Raw genomic sequence first — 19,226 nt, 5'->3', positions numbered from 1 at the left:
CAATCGGCATGGGCTCAAAGCCTGGAGGATTGATGAAGTTCCCAGGTGACGGCGCCATCACGCGCCGGGAGGCGATCATCGGCAGCGCGGCGCTGGGAGGCGCGGCGCTGGCGCAGCTGGACGCCGCACGGGCGGAGCAGCCGGCTCATGCCGGCCATGGCGAAGCGGTCGGCGCCCATGGCGGCATGACCACGGTCGGGGCCGTCGACGATGCCCGGAACGGCTTCGATCCGTTCGCCATGCTGACCGAATGGGACACCGGCACGGTCAGCCGGGACAGCGCCGGCCGGACCGTGCGCGAGTTCGAGGTCACGGCGGAGGACAAGGAGATCGAGATCGCCCCGGGACTGATGTTCCCGGCCTGGACCTATAACGGCCGCGTGCCCGGCCCGGCGCTCCGGGTCACCGAGGGCGACCGCGTGCAGATCCGGTTCCTGAACCGCGGCTCGCACCCGCACACCATGCATTTCCACGGCATCCATTCGGCGCGGATGGACGGGGTCCCCGGCGCGGGCGCGGCCCAGCCCGGCGGCGAGTTCGTCTACGAGTTCGACGCCTTCCCCTTCGGCTGCCATCTCTATCACTGCCATTTCGTTCCGCTGCGCCGCCACATCCACAAGGGCATGTACGGCGCCTTCGTCATCGACCCCGATCCCGCCCGCCATCCCGACCAGGCCGGGGCCGCGCGCGGCCGGCTGCTCGGCACACCCGAGAACGCCGGATGGCAGGAGCTGGTGATGGTGATGAACGCCTTCGACACCAATTTCGACGACGAGAACGAGGTCTACGCCGTCAACACGGTGGCGCACGCCTATGCCAAGCGGCCCATCCCGATCGACCGTGCCAGGCCGGTGCGGATCTACCTCGTCAACATCACCGAATTCGACCCGATCAACTCCTTCCACCTGCACGCGAACTTCTTCGACTATTACGACCACGGCACGACGCTGACGCCGACGCTGCGGATGATCGACACGGTCATGCAGTGCCAGGCCCAGCGCGGGATCCTGGAGTTCAGCTTCAGGGACCACGAGCCGGGCCTCTACATGTTCCACGCCCATCAGTCGGAGTTCGCCGAGCTCGGCTGGATGGGCCATTTCGAGGTGCGGACATGATCCGCGCGCTCGGCTGGGCCTTGCTGCCGCTGGGCCTGATCGTGGCGATGGCCGCGGCCTTCCTCGCCGCCGACCCGCTGCGGAGCTTCTCCGCGGGCGTGCCGCCGGCCGAGCAGCTGACGGTCGAACGCACCGTGCTCGACGGCGGCGGCCTCTCGGTCCTGGTCCGCGCCGGCGGGACCGAGCCGATGGAGATCGCGCAGATCCAGGTCGACGGCGCCTATTGGGATTTCGCGCAGGAGCCGCCGGGACCGATCGACCGCCTGGGCACGGCCTGGCTGCGGATCCCCTATCCCTGGGTCCTGGGCGAGACGCACCACCTCACCCTCCTCACCCGCAGCGGTATCGCCTTCGAGCACACGATCGATGTCGCCGTCGCCACGCCGCCGACCTCGGCGGGCATGCTCGGCCGGTTCGGGCTGGTCGGCCTCTTCGTCGGCGTCGTGCCGGTCGCGCTCGGGATGCTCTTCTTTCCCGCCCTCAAGGCCGGCGGCGCCCGCGGGCTGACCTTCGCGCTGGCGCTGACGGTCGGCCTGCTGGTCTTCCTGCTGGTCGACACGATCGGCGAGGCCTTGGAGCTGGCCGCGCAGTCGGCGCCCGAGCTGCACGCGCCCGTGCTGGTGTGGCTGATCGCCGGCCTGACCTTCGCCCTCCTCATGGCCGTCGGCCGGCGCGGCGGCCGCAGGCTCGGCGGCGTCGGCCTGGCCGCGTCGATCGCGCTGGGCATCGGCCTGCACAATCTCGGCGAGGGGCTGGCGATCGGCTCGGCCTTCGCCACCGGCGCGGCCGCCCTCGGCTCCTTCCTCGTGCTCGGCTTCACGCTGCACAACATCACCGAAGGGGTCGGCATCGTCGCGCCGCTGCTGGACCGCCGGCCCGGCTGGCTGCTCCTCGCCGGCCTGGCGCTGCTGGCCGGCCTGCCGGCGGTGCTGGGCATCTGGATCGGCAGCTACGCCTATGCGGCGCATTGGGCTGCCTTTGCCCTGGCCGTTGGCGCCGGCGCCATCCTGCAGGTCGTCGTCGAGGTCGCGCTGCTGATGCTGCGGCGGGTGGATGACGGGACGCACGCCCGGGCGACGGCGATGGCCGGCATGATCGCCGGCATCGCCGTGATGTACGGCACGGCCCTGCTCGTGCAGGCATAGGGCCGCCCGCGGGACGATCGCCGGCCCAGCTCTGTGGACATCGGGTCGGGCCGATCGTCGGAATCGAGGCCCGCGCCCCGGCACGGGCCTCGATGTGCTCCAGGCGCCGACCTACAGCAGATAGTCGCCCTGCGACGGCAGGACGTCGCCGCCCAGCTCGATGCCGAGATTCTCGAGCGTGCCGATGGCGAAGCCGGCGAGGCCCCCGACGATCCCGCCGATGCTTCCGGCCAGGCCAGCCTCGCTGACATCGGCCCCGTACTCGACCCCGAGCTGCAGGCCGGTCCCGAGCCCGCCGGCCAGCCCCCCGGAATCACCGTTCAGCACGTCGCTGATCGGACCGAGATCGATGGCATCGCCGAGGGTCAGAGCACCGTCCACGATCGCGACTGCACTGACGGCCAACCCATTGACGAGATCGCTGCCGAGATGCAGCACGCCGCCGAGCGCCTCGCCGAGCAGCGGGATCTTGTCGACCGAGTCCCCGAGATTGTCGACCGCACCGATCAGCAGGCCGACAACACCGCCGAGCGCGCCGCCGACGACACCCAGGAGGCCGTTGCCGCCGGCCTCGGCTCCCTTGTCCAGGCCGACTTCCAGGCCATCGCCCAGACCATCGACCGGGTTGCCGCCGTCACCGCCCAGAAGCTGCCCCACGGCGCCAAGCAAGCCACCAAGAAGATCGGATTCCATATCGAGAATCTCCCACATTGCTTTGCACAATATCCGCACCCGGAGAAATGCGGATGAAATATCGCATAACCCGATATTCCATCTTTCGCAACACTTTGACTCGGATTCAAAAATGTTCCTTTATGGCAAAATATAATGAGAATTGACGACAATTACCCTTTCAAACGCATATGCTCATATTGAGGCATATTTGTTGGCCATTCGATCAACCTGACCACAGACGTTCTCTGCCCATTGCGTGTCGGAGAGAGCTCGGCAATGCTGACCCGCGGCAATTCGCACCTGACCGGCGCGGCAAAAAGGTCTAAAACCGCGCCGCGCGGCAACGGCCCACCCATGGGGCCGCGGGCAGCCGCGCCGGACCAGCGTGATGGGCTACGTCGTCAAAGAGATCTTCAAGACCCTGCAAGGCGAAGGCCGCCATGCCGGGCGCGCCTCGGTGTTCTGCCGCTTCGTCGGCTGCAATCTGTGGACCGGCCGCGAGCAGGACCGCACCGAGGCGGTCTGCCGCTTCTGCGACACCGACTTCCTGGGCACGGACGGGCCGGGCGGCGGCCGCTTCGACACGGCCGAAGCGCTGGCCGCGGCGATCGAGGCCTGCTGGGACGGCCCGGAAGCGGACCGCTTCGTCGTCTTCACCGGCGGCGAGCCGCTGCTGCAGCTGGACCGCGCCCTGCTGGACGCCACCCATGCCCGCGGCTTCACCGCCGCGGTCGAGACCAACGGCACGGTCGAGCCGCCGGCGGAGCTGGACTGGGTCTGCGTCAGCCCGAAGGCCGGCGCGCCCCTGCTCGCACGGCGCGGCGACGAGCTGAAGCTGGTCTATCCGCAGCCGGAGCTGCCGCCCGAGGCGGTGGCTGATCTCGACTTCACCCATTTCTGGCTGCAGCCGATGGACGGGCCGGACCGCGTCGCCAACACCGAGGCCGCGGTCGCCTACTGCCTGTCCCACCCCAAATGGCGGCTGAGCCTGCAGACCCACAAGCTGATCGGCATTCCATGAAAGTCGTCTGGCCATGAGGATCACCCAGGCCTTCACCTTCGAGGCGGCGCACCGGCTGCCGAACGTGCCGGCGACGCATCGCTGCCACCGGATGCACGGCCATTCCTACCGGGTCGAGCTGCGGCTCGAGGGCCCGGTCGACCCGGAGACCGGCTTCGTCGTCGATTTCTTCGACGTCGAGGCCGCCTTCGCCCCGATCCTGGCCCGGTTGGACCATTACTGCCTGAACGAGGTCGAGGGGCTGGAGAACCCGACGGCCGAGCACATCGCCGTCTGGATCTGGGACCGGGTCCGGCCGGCCCTGCCGCTGCTGGCCGCCGTCACGGTCTATGAGACCCCGAACTGCTGGGCCGAGTATGACGGCCGCTGAGCACGGCAAGGAGGCCGCGATGGACGGCGCGCTGGTGCTGTTCTCCGGCGGGCAGGATTCGACCACCTGCCTGGCCTGGGCGCTGGACCGCTTCGAGCGGGTCGAGACGGTCGGCTTCGACTACGGCCAGCGGCACCGGGTCGAGCTCGACGTCCGCCCGCGCATCCTGGACGCGGTCCGCGGCCGCTTCCCGGCCTGGGCCGGGCGCCTCGGCGCCGACCACATGCTCGACCTCGGCGTCCTGGGCCAGGTCAGCGAGACGGCGCTGACCCGCGACGTCGAGATCGCGATGCAGGACAACGGGCTGCCGAACACCTTCGTGCCCGGCCGCAACCTGGTGTTCGTGACCTTCGCCGCCGCGCTGGCCTATCGCCGCGGCCTGCGCCACCTGGTCGCCGGCGTCTGCGAGACCGATTATTCCGGCTATCCGGACTGCCGCGACGACACGATGAAGGCGATGCAGCTGGCCCTCAATCTCGGCATGGAGAGCCGCTTCGTCCTGCACACGCCGCTGATGTGGATCGACAAGGCCGAGACCTGGCGCCTGGCCGCGTCGCTGGGCGGCGAGGCGCTGGTCGGGCTGATCCGCGACGAGACCCACAGCTGCTATCGCGGCGACCGCAGCCGATCCCATGACTGGGGTTACGGCTGCGGCGAATGCCCGGCCTGCGCCCTGCGCGCCGAAGGCTGGCGTCGGTTCCGGGACGCCGGCTAGCCGCCCCGTGGGCTGTGTCCCGCGGCCTCGGCCACCAGCCAGTCGCGGAAGGCGGCGCGCAGCGGGTCGGGCCGGTCGGCCAGGGGCTGGGCCAGGAAATAGCCGCGCTGGGTGCGGAAGGGCGCGGGCAGGCAGGCGACGAGCTGGCCCGCGGCCAGCAGATCGTCGACCAGCGGCCGCCAGCCCAGCGCCACACCCTGCCCGGCCAGGGCCGCCTGCAGCACCAGCGGATAGTTGTTGAAGCGCAGCGACCGGCCGCGCGGCGCCCCCTCCACCCCCTGGCCGCGGAACCAGCCGGCCCAGTCGAGCCAGCGCGCCGGGTCCGGGCTGTCGAGATGCAGCAGCGGCTGGCCCAGCAGGTCGGCCGGCGCTGCCAGCCGCGGCAGCCGCGCCGCCATCTCCGGGCTGCAGATCGGCAGCACGCTTTCCGGGAACAGCCGGTCGACGGTGCAGCCGGGCCAGCGCCCGGCCCCGAAGGCGATCACCGCGTCGACGGCGCGGTCGCGCGGATCGAGCACGTCCTGGCTGGCCAGGATGCGGATCTCGACCCCGCCCAGCGCCGCCCGCAGCCGCGCCAGCCGCGGCAGCAGCCAGTAGGTCGCGAAGCCGAAATCGGTGGCGACGGTCAGCCCGCCCGGGTCGCGCGCCTGGCGGATCTCCGCCGCCGTGTCGGCGATGGCGTCGAGCGACCGGGTCACCACCTGCAGCAGCCGCTCGCCCTCGGCGGTCAGCGCCACGCCGCGGTGCAGCCGCCGGAACAGGGCCGTGCCCAGCCGCGCTTCCAATGCGGCGATCTGATGGGAGACGGCCGGCTGGGTGGCCCCGAGCTCACGCGCCGCGGCGCTGAAATTCGACAGCCGCCCCGCGGCCTCGAAGGCCAGGAGCGCCGGCATCGGCGGCAGGTCGCGGCGGCGGGTTGCCATAAGCCGCGATAATACCTCCATGAACGGCCGCCGTCTTCACGATCCTTTCGGTCGCACCCCACCCTGTCGGTTGAACCGAGGCGTGGTGCCCGTCGTTGCACAAGGGAGAGGCCGATCGTGGGAAGCGGAGCACGGCGACCGAACATCCTGATCCTGATGGCGGATCAGCTGACGCCCTTCGCCCTGCCGGCCTATGGCAACCCGGTGGTGCAGGCGCCGGTGATGACGGCGCTGGCGCGGGAGGGTGTGGTGTTCGACGCCGCCTACTGCAACAGCCCCCTGTGCGGGCCTTCCCGCGCGGTGTTCATGTCGGGCCGGCTGCCCTCGGCGATCGGCGCCTATGACAACGCCGCCGAGTTCCCCACCGACGTGCCGACCTTCGCCCATGCGCTGCGGGCGCTGGGCTACCGCACCATCCTGGCCGGCAAGATGCATTTCTGCGGCCCGGACCAGCTGCACGGCTTCGAGGAGCGGCTGACCACCGACATCTACCCGGCCGATTTCGGCTGGACCCCGGACTGGGACCGGCCGGAGGCGCGGCCGAGCTGGTACCACAACATGTCGTCGGTGATCGACGCCGGCCCCTGCATCCGCACCAACCAGCTGGATTTCGATGACGAGGTGGTGTTCGCGGCCGAACGGCGCCTGTACGACCTGGCGCGCGGCAGCGGCGGCGTCGCCGACGGCCGGCCGTTCTGCCTGACCGTGTCGCTGACCCATCCGCACGACCCTTTCGCCGTGCCGGAGCGGTACTGGAACCTGTACCGCGACGAGGACATCCCGCTGCCCGAGGACGCGCCGGCCGACGACCCGCATTCGCGCCGGCTGCGCAAGGTGTGCGAGCTGGACCGCACCCCGGTCACCGCGGAGCAGACCCGCCGGGCCCGCCGCGCCTATTACGGCGCCATCGCCTATGTCGACGAGCAGTTCGGCCGGGTGATGGCGGCGCTGCGCAACGCCGGCCTGGCCGAGGACACGGTCACCATCCTGCTGTCCGACCATGGCGAGTTCCTGGGCGAGCGCGGCCTCTGGTACAAGATGAGCTTCCTCGAGGGCGGTTGCCGCATCCCGCTGGTGGTGCACGCCCCCGGCCGCTTCGCCCCGCGCCGGGTCGGCACCGCCGTGTCCTCCGCCGACCTGCTGCCGACCCTGGTCGACCTCGCCGCCCCAGAAGGGGCGCCGCCGCACCCGACGCCGCTGGACGGGCGCAGCCTGCTGCCGCACCTCGCCGGCACCGGCGGGCACGACCTTGTCCTGGGCGAATACCTGGCCGAAGGCGCGGTGGCGCCGATCGTGATGATCCGGCGCGGCCCGTGGAAGTTCATCCACAGCCCGGCCGACCCCGACCAGCTCTACGACCTTGCGGCCGATCCGGGCGAGCGGGTGAACCGCGCCGCCGACCCGGCCGAGGCCGCCTGCGTCGCCGCCTTCCGGGCGGAGGTGGCGGCGCACTGGGACCTGCCGCGGCTGCGCGAGCAGGTCCTCGAAAGCCAGAGGCGGCGGCGCTTCGTGGACGCGGCGCTGCGCCGGGGCGAACCGCACGGCTGGGACTGGCAGCCGCGGCAGGACGCGACCCGGCAGTACATCCGCAACCACATGGATCTCGACGATCTGGAAGCCGCCGCCCGGTTCCCGCGCGTCACGCGCGGCCACAACCCCAATGGGGGACGACAACAGGGAGACTGAACCATGGCGCGCCTCATCGCCCTTGCCCTGACCGGATTGCTGCTGGCGGCCACGCCCGCAGCGGCGACCGATCCCGACAGCTGCGCCACCGTGCGCATGTCGGACCCGGGCTGGACCGACATCACCTCGACGAACGGCGTCCTCGGCACCCTCCTGGAGCCGCTGGGCTACACCCAGAAGGTGGAGACCCTTGCCCCGCCGGTGACCTTCGAAAGCCTGAAGAACGGCCAGATCGACGTCTTCCTCGGCAACTGGATGCCGGCGCAGAGTCGATTTATCGAGCCGCTGACAGCCGAGAAGGCGATCGAGGTGATCCGCCCGAATCTCGACGGCATCCGCTTCACCCTCGCGGTCCCGGCCTATGTCGCCGAGGCCGGGGTGAAGGATTTCGCCGATCTGGCGAAGCACGCCGACAGGTTCGACCGCAAGATCTACGGCATCGAGCCCGGGGCGCCGGCGAACCAGAACATCCAGAAGATGATCGACACCCAGGATTTCGGCCTGGGCGGCTGGACCCTGGTCGAATCGAGCGAGCAGGGCATGCTGAGCCAGGTGGACCGGGCGGTGCGGCGGAAGGACTGGATCGCCTTCCTGGCCTGGGAGCCGCACCCGATGAATACGAAGTTCCCGATCGCCTATCTCAGCGGCGGCGACGCCTATTTCGGCCCGAATTACGGCCGCGCCACCGTCTACACCGTGACGAAGCGAGACTTGTCGAAGAATTGCCCGAATCTCGCCCGGCTGCTGTCACAGCTGACATTCACGGTCGATATGGAGAACCAGATCATGGGGACGATCCTGGACGAGGGGGCGGACGGCCGCACGGCCGCCGCGCGGTACCTCAAGGCTCATCCCGATCTCCTGTCCGGCTGGCTGGCCGGCGTGACCACCCGCGACGGACAGGACGGCCTCGCCGCCGTCCGCGCCGCACTGAACCGGGGCTGAAGGAGGCCCGTGACGCATGTGGACCGTGATCCGGGGTTGGATCGAACAGATCTTCAAGCCGCGCTACCACCCGGAGCGGCACTATATGCGCGGACGGCAGTCCGGCAGCGGATCGCGCTGAGTCGTTCACCCGGCGACGATAGCCTCGCCGAAAAGAAGACCGTCATGGCGAGCCCCGAAGGGGCGTGGCCATCCAGGGGCCGCTCGCACCGGCCCTGGATGGCCACGGCGCTGCGCGCCTCGCCATGACGGTTTTGGATGGGCGGCAGGTGAGACGTACCCTGTCGCCCGCATCTCATCTCAGCCCTTGATGAAGGCCAGCAGGTCCGGGTTGATCACGTCGGCATGGGTCGTGCACATACCGTGCGGCAGGCCCTTGTAGACCTTCAGCGTGCCCTGCTTCAGCAGCTTGACCGAGAGCAGCGCCGAGTCGGCGATCGGCACGATCTGGTCGTCGTCGCCGTGCATCACCAGCGTCGGCACGTCGATCGCCTTCAGGTCCTCGGTGAAGTCGGTCTCCGAGAAGGCCTTGATGCAGTCGTAATGGGCCTTGGCGCCGCCCATCATGCCCTGGCGCCACCAATTGTCGATCACGCCCGGAGTGACCTTCGCCCCTTCGCGGTTGAAGCCGTAGAACGGCCCCTCCGGGATGTCGCGGAAGAACTGGGCCCGGTTGTCGGCCAGCGCCTTGCGGAAGCCGTCGAACACCTCGATCGGCAGGCCGCCGGGATTCTTCTCCGACTTCACCATCACCGGCGGCACGGCGCCGATCAGCACCGCCTTGGCCACCCGGCCGTTGCCGCCGTGCCGGGCGACGTAGCGCGCCACCTCGCCACCGCCGGTCGAATGGCCGATATGGACGGCGTTCCTCAGGTCGAGATGCGCCGCCAGTTCGGCGACGTCGGCGGCGTAGGTGTCCATCTCGTTGCCGGTGTCGGTCTGGCTCGACCGGCCATGGCCGCGCCGGTCATGGGCGATCACGCGGTGGCCCTGGGCCAGGAAGAACAGCATCTGGGCGTCCCAGTCGTCGCTGCTGAGCGGCCAGCCATGGTGGAAGACGATCGGCTGCGCGTCGCGCGGGCCCCAGTCCTTGTAGAAGATCTGGGTGCCATCCTTGGTGGTGAACAATCCGCTGCTCATGATGCTGTCTCCGGAGGGTTGAGGTGAAGGCGCGGCGGCAGCCTGCGCCGGAAAAGCATGCGGCAGGGCCGCCACGGCGGCGAGTCCGACTCCTGCCGTAAGGACCAGCCGGCGCGATACTCCGACCGACTCGTGCTCGCTGTGAACCATCTGCGGCTCCATTGATATCGCGATAACTGTTGTCGCGACAACAAACCGATACCCCATCACCGGCGGTCGCGTCCACAAAAATCTTATCGCAACATCGATTATCGTGATAAATATGACTGGAGTGTTACCGACAGGACCAATCCCGTGCCCACGCAGAAGGACCGCCCCCTCCCCCTCGACCAGCAGATCTGCTTCACGCTCTACCGCACCAGCATGGCCATCAACCGGACCTACAAGCCGATGCTGGACGAGATGGGCATCACCTATCCGCAATATCTCGTGCTCAACGTGCTGGGCGAGGGGGACGGCCGGACGATCGGCGCGATCGCCGCCCGGCTCTCCCTCGAATCGAGCACGATCACGCCGCTGGTGAAGCGGATGGAGGCGGCCGGGCTGGTCAGCCGGCGGCGCAGCCCGGACAGCGAGCGCGAGGTCCAGGTCCGGCTGACCGAGGCGGGCCGCCAGCTGTTCGCCCGCAGCCGGTGCCTAGGCGAGGCGCTGCTGCGCCGCTCCGGCCTGACCATGCCGCAGCTCGAGGCGCTCAATCGCCAGATCCAGGCGCTGGCGGCCACCCTCGACGGCCAACTCGCCGGCCGGGGCGAGGGCGACGCTAGGCCCGCATAGCATCGCCGGATGGCAGCCGCCCGCTCGACGCAGTTGCGGCAGCGCCCAGCCTCATGCAGTTTGCGGCCACCTTTCCGCAAGCTGAGTGCGAGCGATGACCGAACCCGCTGCCACCTATGACGTGATCGTGATCGGCGCCGGCCCCGGCGGCTATGTCGCCGCCATCCGGGCCGCCCAGCTCGGGCTCAAGACCGCCTGCGTCGAGAAGATGCCGACCCTGGGTGGCACCTGCCTGAATGTCGGCTGCATCCCGTCCAAGGCGCTGCTGCAGGCGTCGGAGAAGTTCGAGGAGGCCAGGCACGCTCTGGCCGGCTTCGGCGTCAAGGTGGCGGGGGTCGAGCTCGACCTGCCCGGCATGCTGGGCCACAAGGACAAGGTGGTGAAGGCCAACGTCGACGGCATCGACTTCCTGTTCAAGAAGAACAAGATCGACCGGCTGCTCGGCCATGCCCGCTTCACCGCGAAGGACCGGATCGAGGTCGAGGGCAAGGTCTACGCCGCCAAGAACTTCATCATCGCCACCGGCTCCGACTCGACCCCGCTGAAGGGTGTCGAGGTCGACGAGAAGCGGATCGTCACCTCGACCGGCGCGCTGTCGCTGCCGGAGGTGCCGAAGCATCTGGTGGTGATCGGCGGCGGCGTCATCGGGCTCGAGCTCGGCTCGGTCTGGGCCCGGCTCGGCGCCAAGGTGACGGTGGTGGAGTTCCTCGACCGCATCCTGCCGACCAATGACGGCGAGGTGTCGAAGCAGATGCAGCGCATCCTGGCCAAGCAGGGCATAGCGTTCAAGCTGAGCTCCAAGGTCACCGGCGCGACCCAGACCGACAAGGGCGTGACCCTGACCGTCGAGCCCGCCAAGGGCGGCGACGCCGAGACCATCGAGGCCGACTACGTCCTGGTCTCGATCGGCCGCCGGCCCTACACCGACGGCCTCGGCCTCGATGCCGCCGGCGTGGAGCTGGACGAGCGCGGCCGGATCAGGACCGACAAGCACTTCCGCACCAATGTCGAGGGCATCTACGCCATCGGCGACGTCATCGCCGGGGCGATGCTGGCGCACAAGGCCGAGGATGAGGGCGTGGCCGTGGCCGAGATCCTGGCCGGCCAGGCGGGCCATGTGAACTACGACGCGATCCCCAACGTCGTCTACACCTGGCCCGAGGTGGCCTCGGTCGGCCGCAGCGAGGAGGAGCTGAAGCAGGCCGGCGTGGCCTACAAGGCCGGCAAGTTCCCGTTCCTCGCCAACGGCCGGGCGCGCGCGATGAACGCCACCGATGGTTTCGTGAAGATCCTGGCCGAGGCCAAGACCGACCGCGTGCTGGGCGTCCACATCATCGGCGCCGAAGCCGGCACCATCATCGCCGAATGCGTGCTGGCGATGGAGTTCGGCGCCTCGGCCGAGGACATCGCCCGCACCTGCCATGCCCACCCGACCTTGAACGAGGTGGTGAAGGAAGCCGCCCTCGCCGTGGACGGACGCCCGATCCACATCTGAGGCGCACATGCCGGAGCGTCGGACGCGTGTCCTTGACGCTCCGGCCGCGATGGCGTTCCCATCGCCTTAACCATGTCTCCGCCCCGCCCGCCCCCGCCGCCGAACCGCACCATCGCCGCCCTCGCCTATGACGGGTTGTGCACCTTCGAGTTCGGCGTCGCGGTCGAGGTGTTCGGCCTGCCGCGGCCGGAATTCCAGGACTGGTACCGCTTCACCGTCTGCGCCGCCGAGCCCGGGCCGCTGCGCGCGATCGGCGGCGTCCAGGTCCAGGCCGAAGCGGGGCTGGAGGCGCTGGAGGAGGCCGGCACCATCGTCGTGCCCGGCTGGCGCGACATCCGCGAGACCCCGCCCGAACCGTTGCTGGCCGCCCTACGCCTGGCCCACGACCGCGGTGCCCGGCTGGTCTCGATCTGCTCCGGCGTCTTCGTGCTGGCCGCCGCCGGCGTGCTGGCCGGCCGGCGCGTCACCACCCATTGGCGCTACGCCGAGGCGCTGGCCGCGCGCCACCCCGAGCTGCGGGTGGTGCCGGACGTGCTCTATGTCGACGAGGGCACGGTGCTGACCTCGGCCGGCAGCGCCGCCGGCCTCGACCTCTGCCTGTACATCGTGCGGCGCGACTGGGGTGCGCGGATCGCCAACCAAGTGGCGCGGCGCCTGGTGGTGCCGCCGCATCGCGAGGGCGGCCAGGCCCAGTATGTCGACCGCCCGGTGCAGATCGAGGAGCGGCCGCGTCTGGCCGCGCTGTTCGACTGGGCCCGGCGGCACCTGGCCGAGGACCTGCCGCTGGAGCGGCTGGCCGACCAGGCGGGGATGAGCCTGCGCACCTTCCTGCGCCGCTTCCGCGAGGCCACCGGCACCACGCCGGGCGAATGGCTGGTCGGCGAACGCCTGGCGCTGGCCCGCGAGCTGCTGGAGACCACGGCCCTGCCGGTGGAGCGCATCGCCACCGAATGCGGCTTCGGCTCGGCCGACACGCTGCGCCACCATTTCCGCCGCCGCCTCGCCACCAGCCCGGCCCGGTACCGCGCCGGATTCGCTCACGGCTGAGGGAACCGCCATGCTGCGCCTGTTCGTCGCCATCGCCATCCCCGCCGCGCTGCGGCCCCGCCTGTCCATGCTGCAGGGCGGCGTGCCCGGGGCGCGCTGGACCAACCCGGCCGATTTCCACCTGACGCTGCGCTTCATCGGCGAGGTCGACACGCTGGAGGCGGAGGAGATCGATGAGGCGCTGCACGCCATCGCCGCGCCCGGCTTCAGCCTGGCGCTGGACGGCGTCGGCCAGTTCGGCAGCCGGCGCGCCGCCTCGACCCTGTGGGCCGGGGTGGCGGCGGAGCCGGCGCTGCATTTCCTGCACGCCAAGGTCGACCGCGCCCTGGTCGCCGCCGGCCAGCCGCCGGACGACCGCGCCTATGCCCCGCACGTCACCCTGGCCCGGCTGCGCGATGCGCCGGTCGAGCGGGTCGGCCGCTGGCTGCAGGAGCACGGGCTGTTCCGCGCCGATCCCTTCCCGGTCGACGCCTTCCACCTGTACCAGAGCCATGTCGGCCGCGAGGGCGCGGTGTACGAGATCCTGGAGAGCTATCCGCTCACCGCGCCCGAGCGCCCAGCCCCATCGCCTGGCGCATGAAGAAGCGCTTCACCGGCGGCAGGCGGCCGACGGCGGCGAGGCCGAGGTCGCGGGCGATCTGCACCGGGGCGAGGTCGGTCGAGAACAGCCGGTTCAGCCCGTCGGTCGCCAGGATCATGGCGAGGTTGTCCGGCCGCCGCAGCTGCTCGTAGCGCTGCAGCATCGTGGGATCCCCGAGGTCGAGGCCGAGCCGGCTGCGCTCGACCAGCAGCTCCGACAGCACGGCGATGTCGCGCAGGCCGAGATTGAGGCCCTGGCCGGCGATCGGGTGGATGCCGTGTGCCGCCTCGCCGATCAGCGCCGCCCGGCGGGCGCCGTAGCGCCGGGCGTGGACGACGCCGAGCGGATAGGTGAAGCGTTTGCCCAGCGCCCGCACCGGCCCCAGCCAGTCGCCGACCTTGGCCTGCAGCGCCGCGTCGAAGGCGGCGGCGGGGCGATGCACTAGGTCGTCGGCGGTGTCCGGATGCTCGGTCCAGACGATCGAGGAGCGGTGGTTGCCCTCGGCGTCGTCGGTCATCGGCAGCACGGCGAAGGGGCCGGCCGGCAGGAAATGCTCGACCGCGACGCCGTCATGCGGCTCGGCATGCGCCATGACGCAGACCACCGCCTTCTGCCGGTAGGCGAAGCTGCGCGCCGGGATACCGAGCTGCTGGCGGGTGAAGGAGGCGCGGCCGTCGGCGCCGATCACCAGGTCGGCCCGCACCACCCGGCCGTCGGCCAGGGTCACGGCGGCGTGGCCGGTCCCGGTCTCGATGCCGACGACCTTGGCCGGGGCGATGTGGCGCACCGCCGGCAGGGCTTCCAGCCGCTCGAACTGCGCCAGCCGCAGCAGCCGGTTCTCGACGATGTGGCCGAAGGGGGCGCCGTCCGACTCGCCGGCCATCTCCTGATGGTCGAAATGCAGGAACACCGGGGCGCGGCCGTCGGCGATGCGGATGTCGAGGATCGGCTCGGCCTGGCCCGCCACCGCGTCCCACAGCCCGGCCGAGGCGACGATGCGGCGGGAGCCGTAGGAGAGCGCGGTGGTGCGGCCGTCGAATTCCGGCAGGGTGCGGGCGGCCGCCGGCTCCTGGTCCAGGATGATGGTGTCGATCCCGGCCTGGCCGAGCGCCGCCGCCATGGTCGCCCCGGCGAGGCCGCCGCCGACCACCACGACCTGGGTGCGCAAAGAAGTGCTGTTGTTCATGGCGCGCAGCATCGGAGCGCGGTGCCGCGCTGTCCAGTGGCGCTGTGTCACGGCGGGATGGCAGGCCGCCATTCCGTGATAGGATGCCGGCCATGATCCGGATTCTCTTCCTGTCCCTCCTGATCCTGACCGCGGGGTGTTCCGAGCGGCGGGGCGTCGGGGTCGCCGCCGGCGGCACCTGGGGCTCGTCCGGCGGCGCCGGCAGCATGATGTCGCTGTCGATCCCCTTCGGCCTGTGACCGGCAATTTCGCGTCGCGTATCGATCCTGATTCGTTCGTGATTCGTCCGGATGTTCCGCGAGCGTGCCGGACCGGCCACACCGTGACCGGAAAAGCGCGCCGGACCGGCCGGCGGGCGACGCCGGATTTGACAGGAGAGGTCAGAAGACCGGATAAAGTGATTGGAATCTAAGAGCTGTTTCGCGGCGGCGCCGGCTGCCGGAAGCGAGGGGAGAGGCCGGCGGCAGCCGGCCCGACACGGAATCAGGGTGTTGCAGGAGAGCATGCGGGGCGGCCGACTCAACGAGGCATTGGAACGGCTCGCGGACTATCCGTTCGCGCGGCTGGCGGCGCTGTTGTCCGGGGTGATGCCCCCGGAGGGGGTGGCGCCGCTGGCCATGTCGGTCGGCGAGCCGCAGCACGCGCCGCCGGCCTTCCTGGCCGAGATCCTGGCCGCCAACGCCGACAGCTGGAACCGCTATCCGCCCGTGGCCGGCACCCCGGCCTTCCGCGAGGCCTGCGCCGCCTGGCTGCAGCGCCGCTTCCGGCTGCCCGACGGGCTGGCCGATCCGGCCCATATCCTGCCGCTGTCCGGCACCCGCGAGGCGCTGTTCCTGGTGGCGGAACTGGCGGTCGACCACCGCCCCGGCGCCAACCAGGTGCCGGCGGTGGCGCTGCCCGACCCGTTCTATGCCCCCTATGAGGGCGCCGCGGTGATGGCGGGGGCCGAGCCGGTGTTCCTGCCGGCCGGGCCGGCCACCGGCTTTCTGCCCGATCTCGACGCGCTGGAGGCCGACACGGCGCTGCTGGCGCGGCTGAAGCTCTTGTACCTGTGCAACCCGACCAACCCGCAGGGTGCGGTCGCCAGCCCGGCGTATCTCGACCGCGCCATCGGCCTGGCCCGGGCGCACGGCTTCATCCTGGCGGCCGACGAGTGCTACGCCGAGATCTACGACCGCGAGCCGCCGACAGGCGTGCTGGAGATCGCCGCCCGCCGCAACGGCGGGTCGCTGGACAACCTGCTGGTCTTCCATTCGCTGTCCAAGCGGTCGAACGCGGCCGGGCTGCGCAGTGGCTTCGTCGCCGGCGATCCGGCGCTGGTCGCCGCCTTCCTGCGGCTGCGCAGCCATTCCGCCGCCGGCATGCCGCTGCCGATCCAGGCGGCCTCCGCCGCGCTGTGGGCCGATGACGCGCATGTTGTCGAGAACCGGGCGCTGTACCGGGCCAAGTTCGACGCCGCCGAGGCGGCGCTGGGCGGGCGCTTCGGCTTCCGCCGGCCCGAGGGCGGCTTCTTCCTGTGGCTGGATGTCGGCGACGGCGAGGCCGCCGCCCGCCGGCTGTGGGCCGAGGCCGGGATCCGCACCCTGCCCGGAGGCTACATCACGCGCCTGGACCGGCCGGAGATCGGCCGGCGCTGGCTGCGCGTCGCCGTGGTCCACGACGCCGAGACGGTCGGGCGCGCCCTGAACCGGCTCGGCGAGGTCCTGTCCCGAGCCGAGGCGGCGGAATGACGATGGCCGGAAGCTCCCGCGGTACTCGCACCGCCGTGACCCGCAGCTCCGGGCGCGGCGCCTCGAGCAAGCGCTCCTTCCTGCCCCCGGTGGTGCAGGAGTTCCTGCGCAACCGGGTGCGCGAGCTGAGCGGCCTCGGCATCGCCGTGTTCGGCTGCGGCCTGCTGGTCGCGCTGGTCAGCTACGACCCGACCGACCCGTCCTGGAACACCGCCAAGGCCGGACCCGCCGTCAACCTGCTGGGCCGGCCCGGCGCCCATCTCGCCGATCTCCTGATCCAGACGCTGGGCATCGGCGCCTTCCTGCTGGCCGTGCTGCCGCTGTTCTGGGCCTGGCGGCTGATGCGGCATCAGGCCCTCGACCGGGTGTGGTGGCGGGTCACCAGCCTCTTGTTCGGCGTGCTGTTCCTGGCCGCCGGCCTGTCGCCCCTGCCGGCGATCGAGGGCTGGGCCGAGCGCGGCTCGCTGGGCGGCGCCGTCGGATCGATGATCCTGCGGCGGATCTCCGACACCGTCATCCTCTCGGCCGGGCCGGTCGCCACCTTCTGGCTGGCGCTGGCCACCGGCGCCTTCGGCCTGCTGCTGGTGCTGATCGCGCTGGGCCTGTCCTCGGCCGAATGGCAGCGCGTCGGGGCCGTGACCGGCGCCGGCGCCCGCACCGGCGCGTCGATCACCGGATCCCTGCTGCGGGCTCTGGGCCGGATGCTGCAATGGCTGGGCCTGCGCACGCTGCAGGGCGCCGGCACCGTCGCCGCCAGCATGATGCGGCGCGAGCCCGCCCCCGCGACACCCCCGGCCTTCGCCATGCCGGAGGCTGGCCCGGCCGCGCGGCCGCGCTTCGCCCGCGCCAACCCGCCCGGCCCGCGCATCGCCGACCCGGGGGCCGAGCCCGGCGAGACGCCGCGCCCGCCGCTCATCATCGGCGGCGGCCGCACCGAGCCCGAGGACGACCTGCCGGCGGACGAGGACGATGACGATCTGATCGATCTGCCCTCGCTTCGTCCGGTCGAGGAGCCGCGCCGCCCGGCCACGCCGCCGCCCCCAGGCTCGCCTCAACGCGTCGCGCCCGCGGCGATCGAGCCGGCGCCCCGCCGCCCGGCGGCCCCGCCACCGCGGCAGACCAGCTTCGAGCTGGCGCCGCCCGACACCTACGAGCTGCCGCCGCTCGACCTCCTGACCCTGCCGGACCCGACCAAGCGCCCGGCCGTGGCCGACCCGCGGGTGCTGGAGCAGAACGCCGCGGCGCTGGAGCAGGTGCTGAGCGATTTCGGCGTCCGCGGCTCGATCGTGAAGGTCAATCCCGGCCCGGTGGTGACCCTCTACGAGCTGGAGCCGGCGCCCGGCACCAAGTCCAGCCGCGTCATCGGCCTGGCCGACGACATCGCCCGGTCGATGAGCGCCGTGTCGGTCCGCGTCGCCGTGGTGCCCGGCCGCAACGTGATCGGCATCGAGCTGCCGAACCAGAAGCGCGAGATGGTGCTGCTGCGCGAGCTGCTCGGCTCCGACCAGATGGAGAAGGCGGGGTCCAAGCTCGGCCTCGTCCTGGGCAAGGACATCGGCGGCGGCCCGATCATCGCCGACCTGGCCCGCATGCCCCACCTGCTGGTCGCCGGCACCACCGGCTCGGGCAAGTCGGTCGCCATCAACACCATGATCCTGTCGCTGCTGTTCCGGCTGCCGCCGGACAAGGTGCGCTTCATCATGGTCGACCCGAAGATGCTCGAACTGTCGATCTACGAGGGCATCCCGCATCTGCTGGCGCCGGTCGTCACCGATCCGAAGAAGTCGGTGGTGGCGCTGAAATGGGCGGTGCGCGAGATGGAGGACCGCTACCGGTCCATGTCCAAGGTCGGCGTCCGCAACATCGAGGGCTACAACCAGCGGCTGCGCGAGGCCAAGGCCAAGGGCGAGGTGCTGACCCGGCGGGTGCAGACCGGCTTCGACCCCGACACCGGCAAGCCGATCTTCGAGGACCAGCCGATCGATCTGACCGAGCTGCCCTACATCGTCATCATCGTCGACGAGATGGCCGACCTGATGCTGGTGGCGGGCAAGGACATCGAGGCGCTGATCCAGCGCCTGGCGCAGATGGCGCGCGCCGCCGGCATCCACCTGATCATGGCGACGCAGCGGCCCTCGGTCGACGTCATCACCGGCACGATCAAGGCCAACTTCCCGACCCGAATCAGCTTCCAGGTCACCTCCAAGATCGACAGCCGCACCATCCTGGGCGAGGGCGGGGCGGAGCAGCTGCTGGGCCAGGGCGACATGCTGTACATGGCCGGCGGCGGCCGCATCACCCGCGTGCACGGCCCCTTCGTCTCCGACGGCGAGGTCGAGGAGGTGGTGCGCCACCTCAAGGCCCAGGGCGAGCCCGCCTACAACGACGCGGTGCTGGAGGACCAGGAGGACGGCGGCGGCTTCGACTCGCTCGGCCTCGACGGCGAGGGCGGGTCGGGCGACGACCTGTACGACCAGGCGGTGGCGCTGGTGGCGCGCGAGCGCAAGGCGTCGACCAGCTTCATCCAGCGTCACCTCCAGATCGGCTACAACCGCGCGGCGCGGCTGATCGAGCGGATGGAGCAGGAGGGCGTGGTCAGCCCGGCCAACCATGTCGGCAAGCGCGAAGTGCTGGCGGGGAATCACTGAGGCGTAGGTTGGGTTCGCAAGGCGAACCCAA

Annotated in this window: 18 protein-coding genes; 14 read left to right on the top strand and 4 right to left on the bottom strand. The window is 70.9% G+C overall.

Going from position 1 to position 19,226, the window contains the following annotated elements; genetic code table 11:
- The first annotated feature begins 32 nt into the window (after nucleotides 1-32).
- Both G537_RS0128585 and G537_RS0128580 read left to right on the top strand, forming a co-directional pair.
- Complete coding sequence (locus tag G537_RS0128585) at nucleotides 33-1,115, top strand: multicopper oxidase domain-containing protein (RefSeq protein ID WP_034853362.1); 1,083 nt, start codon at nucleotides 33-35, stop codon at nucleotides 1,113-1,115.
- Complete coding sequence (locus G537_RS0128580) at nucleotides 1,112-2,260, top strand: ZIP family metal transporter (protein ID WP_026872991.1); 1,149 nt, start codon at nucleotides 1,112-1,114, stop codon at nucleotides 2,258-2,260. The genes G537_RS0128585 and G537_RS0128580 overlap by 4 nt, the downstream gene beginning before the upstream one ends.
- A 111-nt stretch (nucleotides 2,261-2,371) precedes the next feature.
- On the opposite strand, the gene G537_RS0128575 is transcribed toward G537_RS0128580, so the two are convergent.
- Nucleotides 2,372-2,953 (bottom strand): hypothetical protein, encoded by a 582-nt coding sequence (locus G537_RS0128575; RefSeq protein WP_155888821.1) that lies wholly within the window; start codon nucleotides 2,951-2,953, stop codon nucleotides 2,372-2,374.
- A gap of 370 nt (nucleotides 2,954-3,323) precedes the next feature.
- On the opposite strand from G537_RS0128575, the gene queE reads away from it, so the two are divergent.
- Genes queE through queC form a run of 3 tightly spaced genes read left to right on the top strand, consistent with a single transcriptional unit; the run spans nucleotide 3,324 to nucleotide 5,041 of the window.
- A complete protein-coding gene (queE, locus tag G537_RS0128570; protein WP_026872989.1) occupies nucleotides 3,324-3,956 on the top strand; it encodes a 7-carboxy-7-deazaguanine synthase in 633 nt (210 codons plus the stop codon).
- Nucleotides 3,957-3,969: 13 nt separating this feature from the next.
- Complete coding sequence (gene queD, locus G537_RS0128565) at nucleotides 3,970-4,326, top strand: 6-carboxytetrahydropterin synthase QueD (RefSeq protein WP_026872988.1); 357 nt, start codon at nucleotides 3,970-3,972, stop codon at nucleotides 4,324-4,326.
- On the top strand, nucleotides 4,313-5,041 hold the full coding sequence (gene queC / locus G537_RS0128560) for a 7-cyano-7-deazaguanine synthase QueC (RefSeq protein ID WP_081689110.1): 729 nt from the start codon (nucleotides 4,313-4,315) through the stop codon (nucleotides 5,039-5,041). The genes queD and queC overlap by 14 nt, the downstream gene beginning before the upstream one ends.
- Here the strand turns inward: queC and G537_RS0128555 are convergent.
- Nucleotides 5,038-5,964, bottom strand: a complete 927-nt coding sequence (locus tag G537_RS0128555) for a choline sulfate utilization transcriptional regulator (RefSeq protein WP_211230546.1) — start codon at nucleotides 5,962-5,964, stop codon at nucleotides 5,038-5,040. The genes queC and G537_RS0128555 overlap by 4 nt on opposite strands.
- Nucleotides 5,965-6,081: 117 nt before the next feature.
- Here G537_RS0128555 and betC point away from each other — a divergent pair, with 117 nt between their 5' ends.
- Together betC and G537_RS0128545 are read left to right on the top strand one after the other, a co-directional pair.
- Nucleotides 6,082-7,650, top strand: a complete 1,569-nt coding sequence (gene betC / locus G537_RS40435) for a choline-sulfatase (protein ID WP_245579151.1) — start codon at nucleotides 6,082-6,084, stop codon at nucleotides 7,648-7,650.
- 3 nt (nucleotides 7,651-7,653) lie between these two features.
- Nucleotides 7,654-8,595 (top strand): choline ABC transporter substrate-binding protein, encoded by a 942-nt coding sequence (locus G537_RS0128545; protein ID WP_026872985.1) that lies wholly within the window; start codon nucleotides 7,654-7,656, stop codon nucleotides 8,593-8,595.
- A 300-nt stretch (nucleotides 8,596-8,895) separates the two neighbouring features.
- Here G537_RS0128545 and G537_RS0128535 read toward each other — a convergent pair whose 3' ends face one another.
- Nucleotides 8,896-9,735, bottom strand: coding sequence for an alpha/beta fold hydrolase (locus G537_RS0128535; RefSeq protein WP_026872984.1), 840 nt, complete (start codon nucleotides 9,733-9,735; stop codon nucleotides 8,896-8,898).
- A gap of 294 nt (nucleotides 9,736-10,029) precedes the next feature.
- Here G537_RS0128535 and G537_RS0128530 point away from each other — a divergent pair, with 294 nt between their 5' ends.
- The 4 genes from G537_RS0128530 (at nucleotide 10,030) to thpR (ending at nucleotide 13,631) form a co-directional block, all read left to right on the top strand.
- Complete coding sequence (locus tag G537_RS0128530) at nucleotides 10,030-10,509, top strand: MarR family winged helix-turn-helix transcriptional regulator (protein ID WP_026872983.1); 480 nt, start codon at nucleotides 10,030-10,032, stop codon at nucleotides 10,507-10,509.
- A gap of 94 nt (nucleotides 10,510-10,603) precedes the next feature.
- Nucleotides 10,604-12,004: a dihydrolipoyl dehydrogenase gene (lpdA, locus tag G537_RS0128525; RefSeq protein WP_026872982.1), complete on the top strand. Its 1,401-nt coding sequence runs from the start codon at nucleotides 10,604-10,606 to the stop codon at nucleotides 12,002-12,004.
- 72 nt (nucleotides 12,005-12,076) lie between these two features.
- Entirely contained in the window at nucleotides 12,077-13,051 is a 975-nt protein-coding gene (gene ftrA / locus G537_RS0128520) for a transcriptional regulator FtrA (RefSeq protein WP_034853359.1), read from the top strand.
- Between the two features lie 10 nt (nucleotides 13,052-13,061).
- Nucleotides 13,062-13,631 (top strand): RNA 2',3'-cyclic phosphodiesterase, encoded by a 570-nt coding sequence (gene thpR / locus G537_RS0128515; RefSeq protein WP_026872980.1) that lies wholly within the window; start codon nucleotides 13,062-13,064, stop codon nucleotides 13,629-13,631.
- Here the strand turns inward: thpR and G537_RS0128510 are convergent.
- A complete protein-coding gene (locus G537_RS0128510; RefSeq protein ID WP_026872979.1) occupies nucleotides 13,591-14,817 on the bottom strand; it encodes a UbiH/UbiF/VisC/COQ6 family ubiquinone biosynthesis hydroxylase in 1,227 nt (408 codons plus the stop codon). The genes thpR and G537_RS0128510 overlap by 41 nt on opposite strands.
- A gap of 92 nt (nucleotides 14,818-14,909) precedes the next feature.
- On the opposite strand from G537_RS0128510, the gene G537_RS44010 reads away from it, so the two are divergent.
- The 3 genes from G537_RS44010 (at nucleotide 14,910) to G537_RS40430 (ending at nucleotide 19,195) form a co-directional block, all read left to right on the top strand.
- Entirely contained in the window at nucleotides 14,910-15,056 is a 147-nt protein-coding gene (locus G537_RS44010) for a hypothetical protein (RefSeq protein WP_155888820.1), read from the top strand.
- A gap of 264 nt (nucleotides 15,057-15,320) precedes the next feature.
- The gene (locus tag G537_RS0128500; protein WP_034853357.1) at nucleotides 15,321-16,547 is read left to right on the top strand and encodes an aminotransferase class I/II-fold pyridoxal phosphate-dependent enzyme; all 1,227 of its coding nucleotides are present in this window, start codon (nucleotides 15,321-15,323) and stop codon (nucleotides 16,545-16,547) included.
- Nucleotides 16,544-19,195 carry a DNA translocase FtsK gene (locus G537_RS40430; RefSeq protein WP_211230545.1) on the top strand — a complete coding sequence of 884 codons (2,652 nt, stop codon included), beginning with the start codon at nucleotides 16,544-16,546 and terminating at the stop codon, nucleotides 19,193-19,195. The genes G537_RS0128500 and G537_RS40430 overlap by 4 nt, the downstream gene beginning before the upstream one ends.
- Nucleotides 19,196-19,226 lie beyond the last annotated feature (31 nt).

The organism is Inquilinus limosus DSM 16000 (assembly GCF_000423185.1).
Classification (GTDB): domain Bacteria; phylum Pseudomonadota; class Alphaproteobacteria; order DSM-16000; family Inquilinaceae; genus Inquilinus; species Inquilinus limosus.
This window is presented reverse-complemented; position numbering and strand designations above follow the sequence as displayed.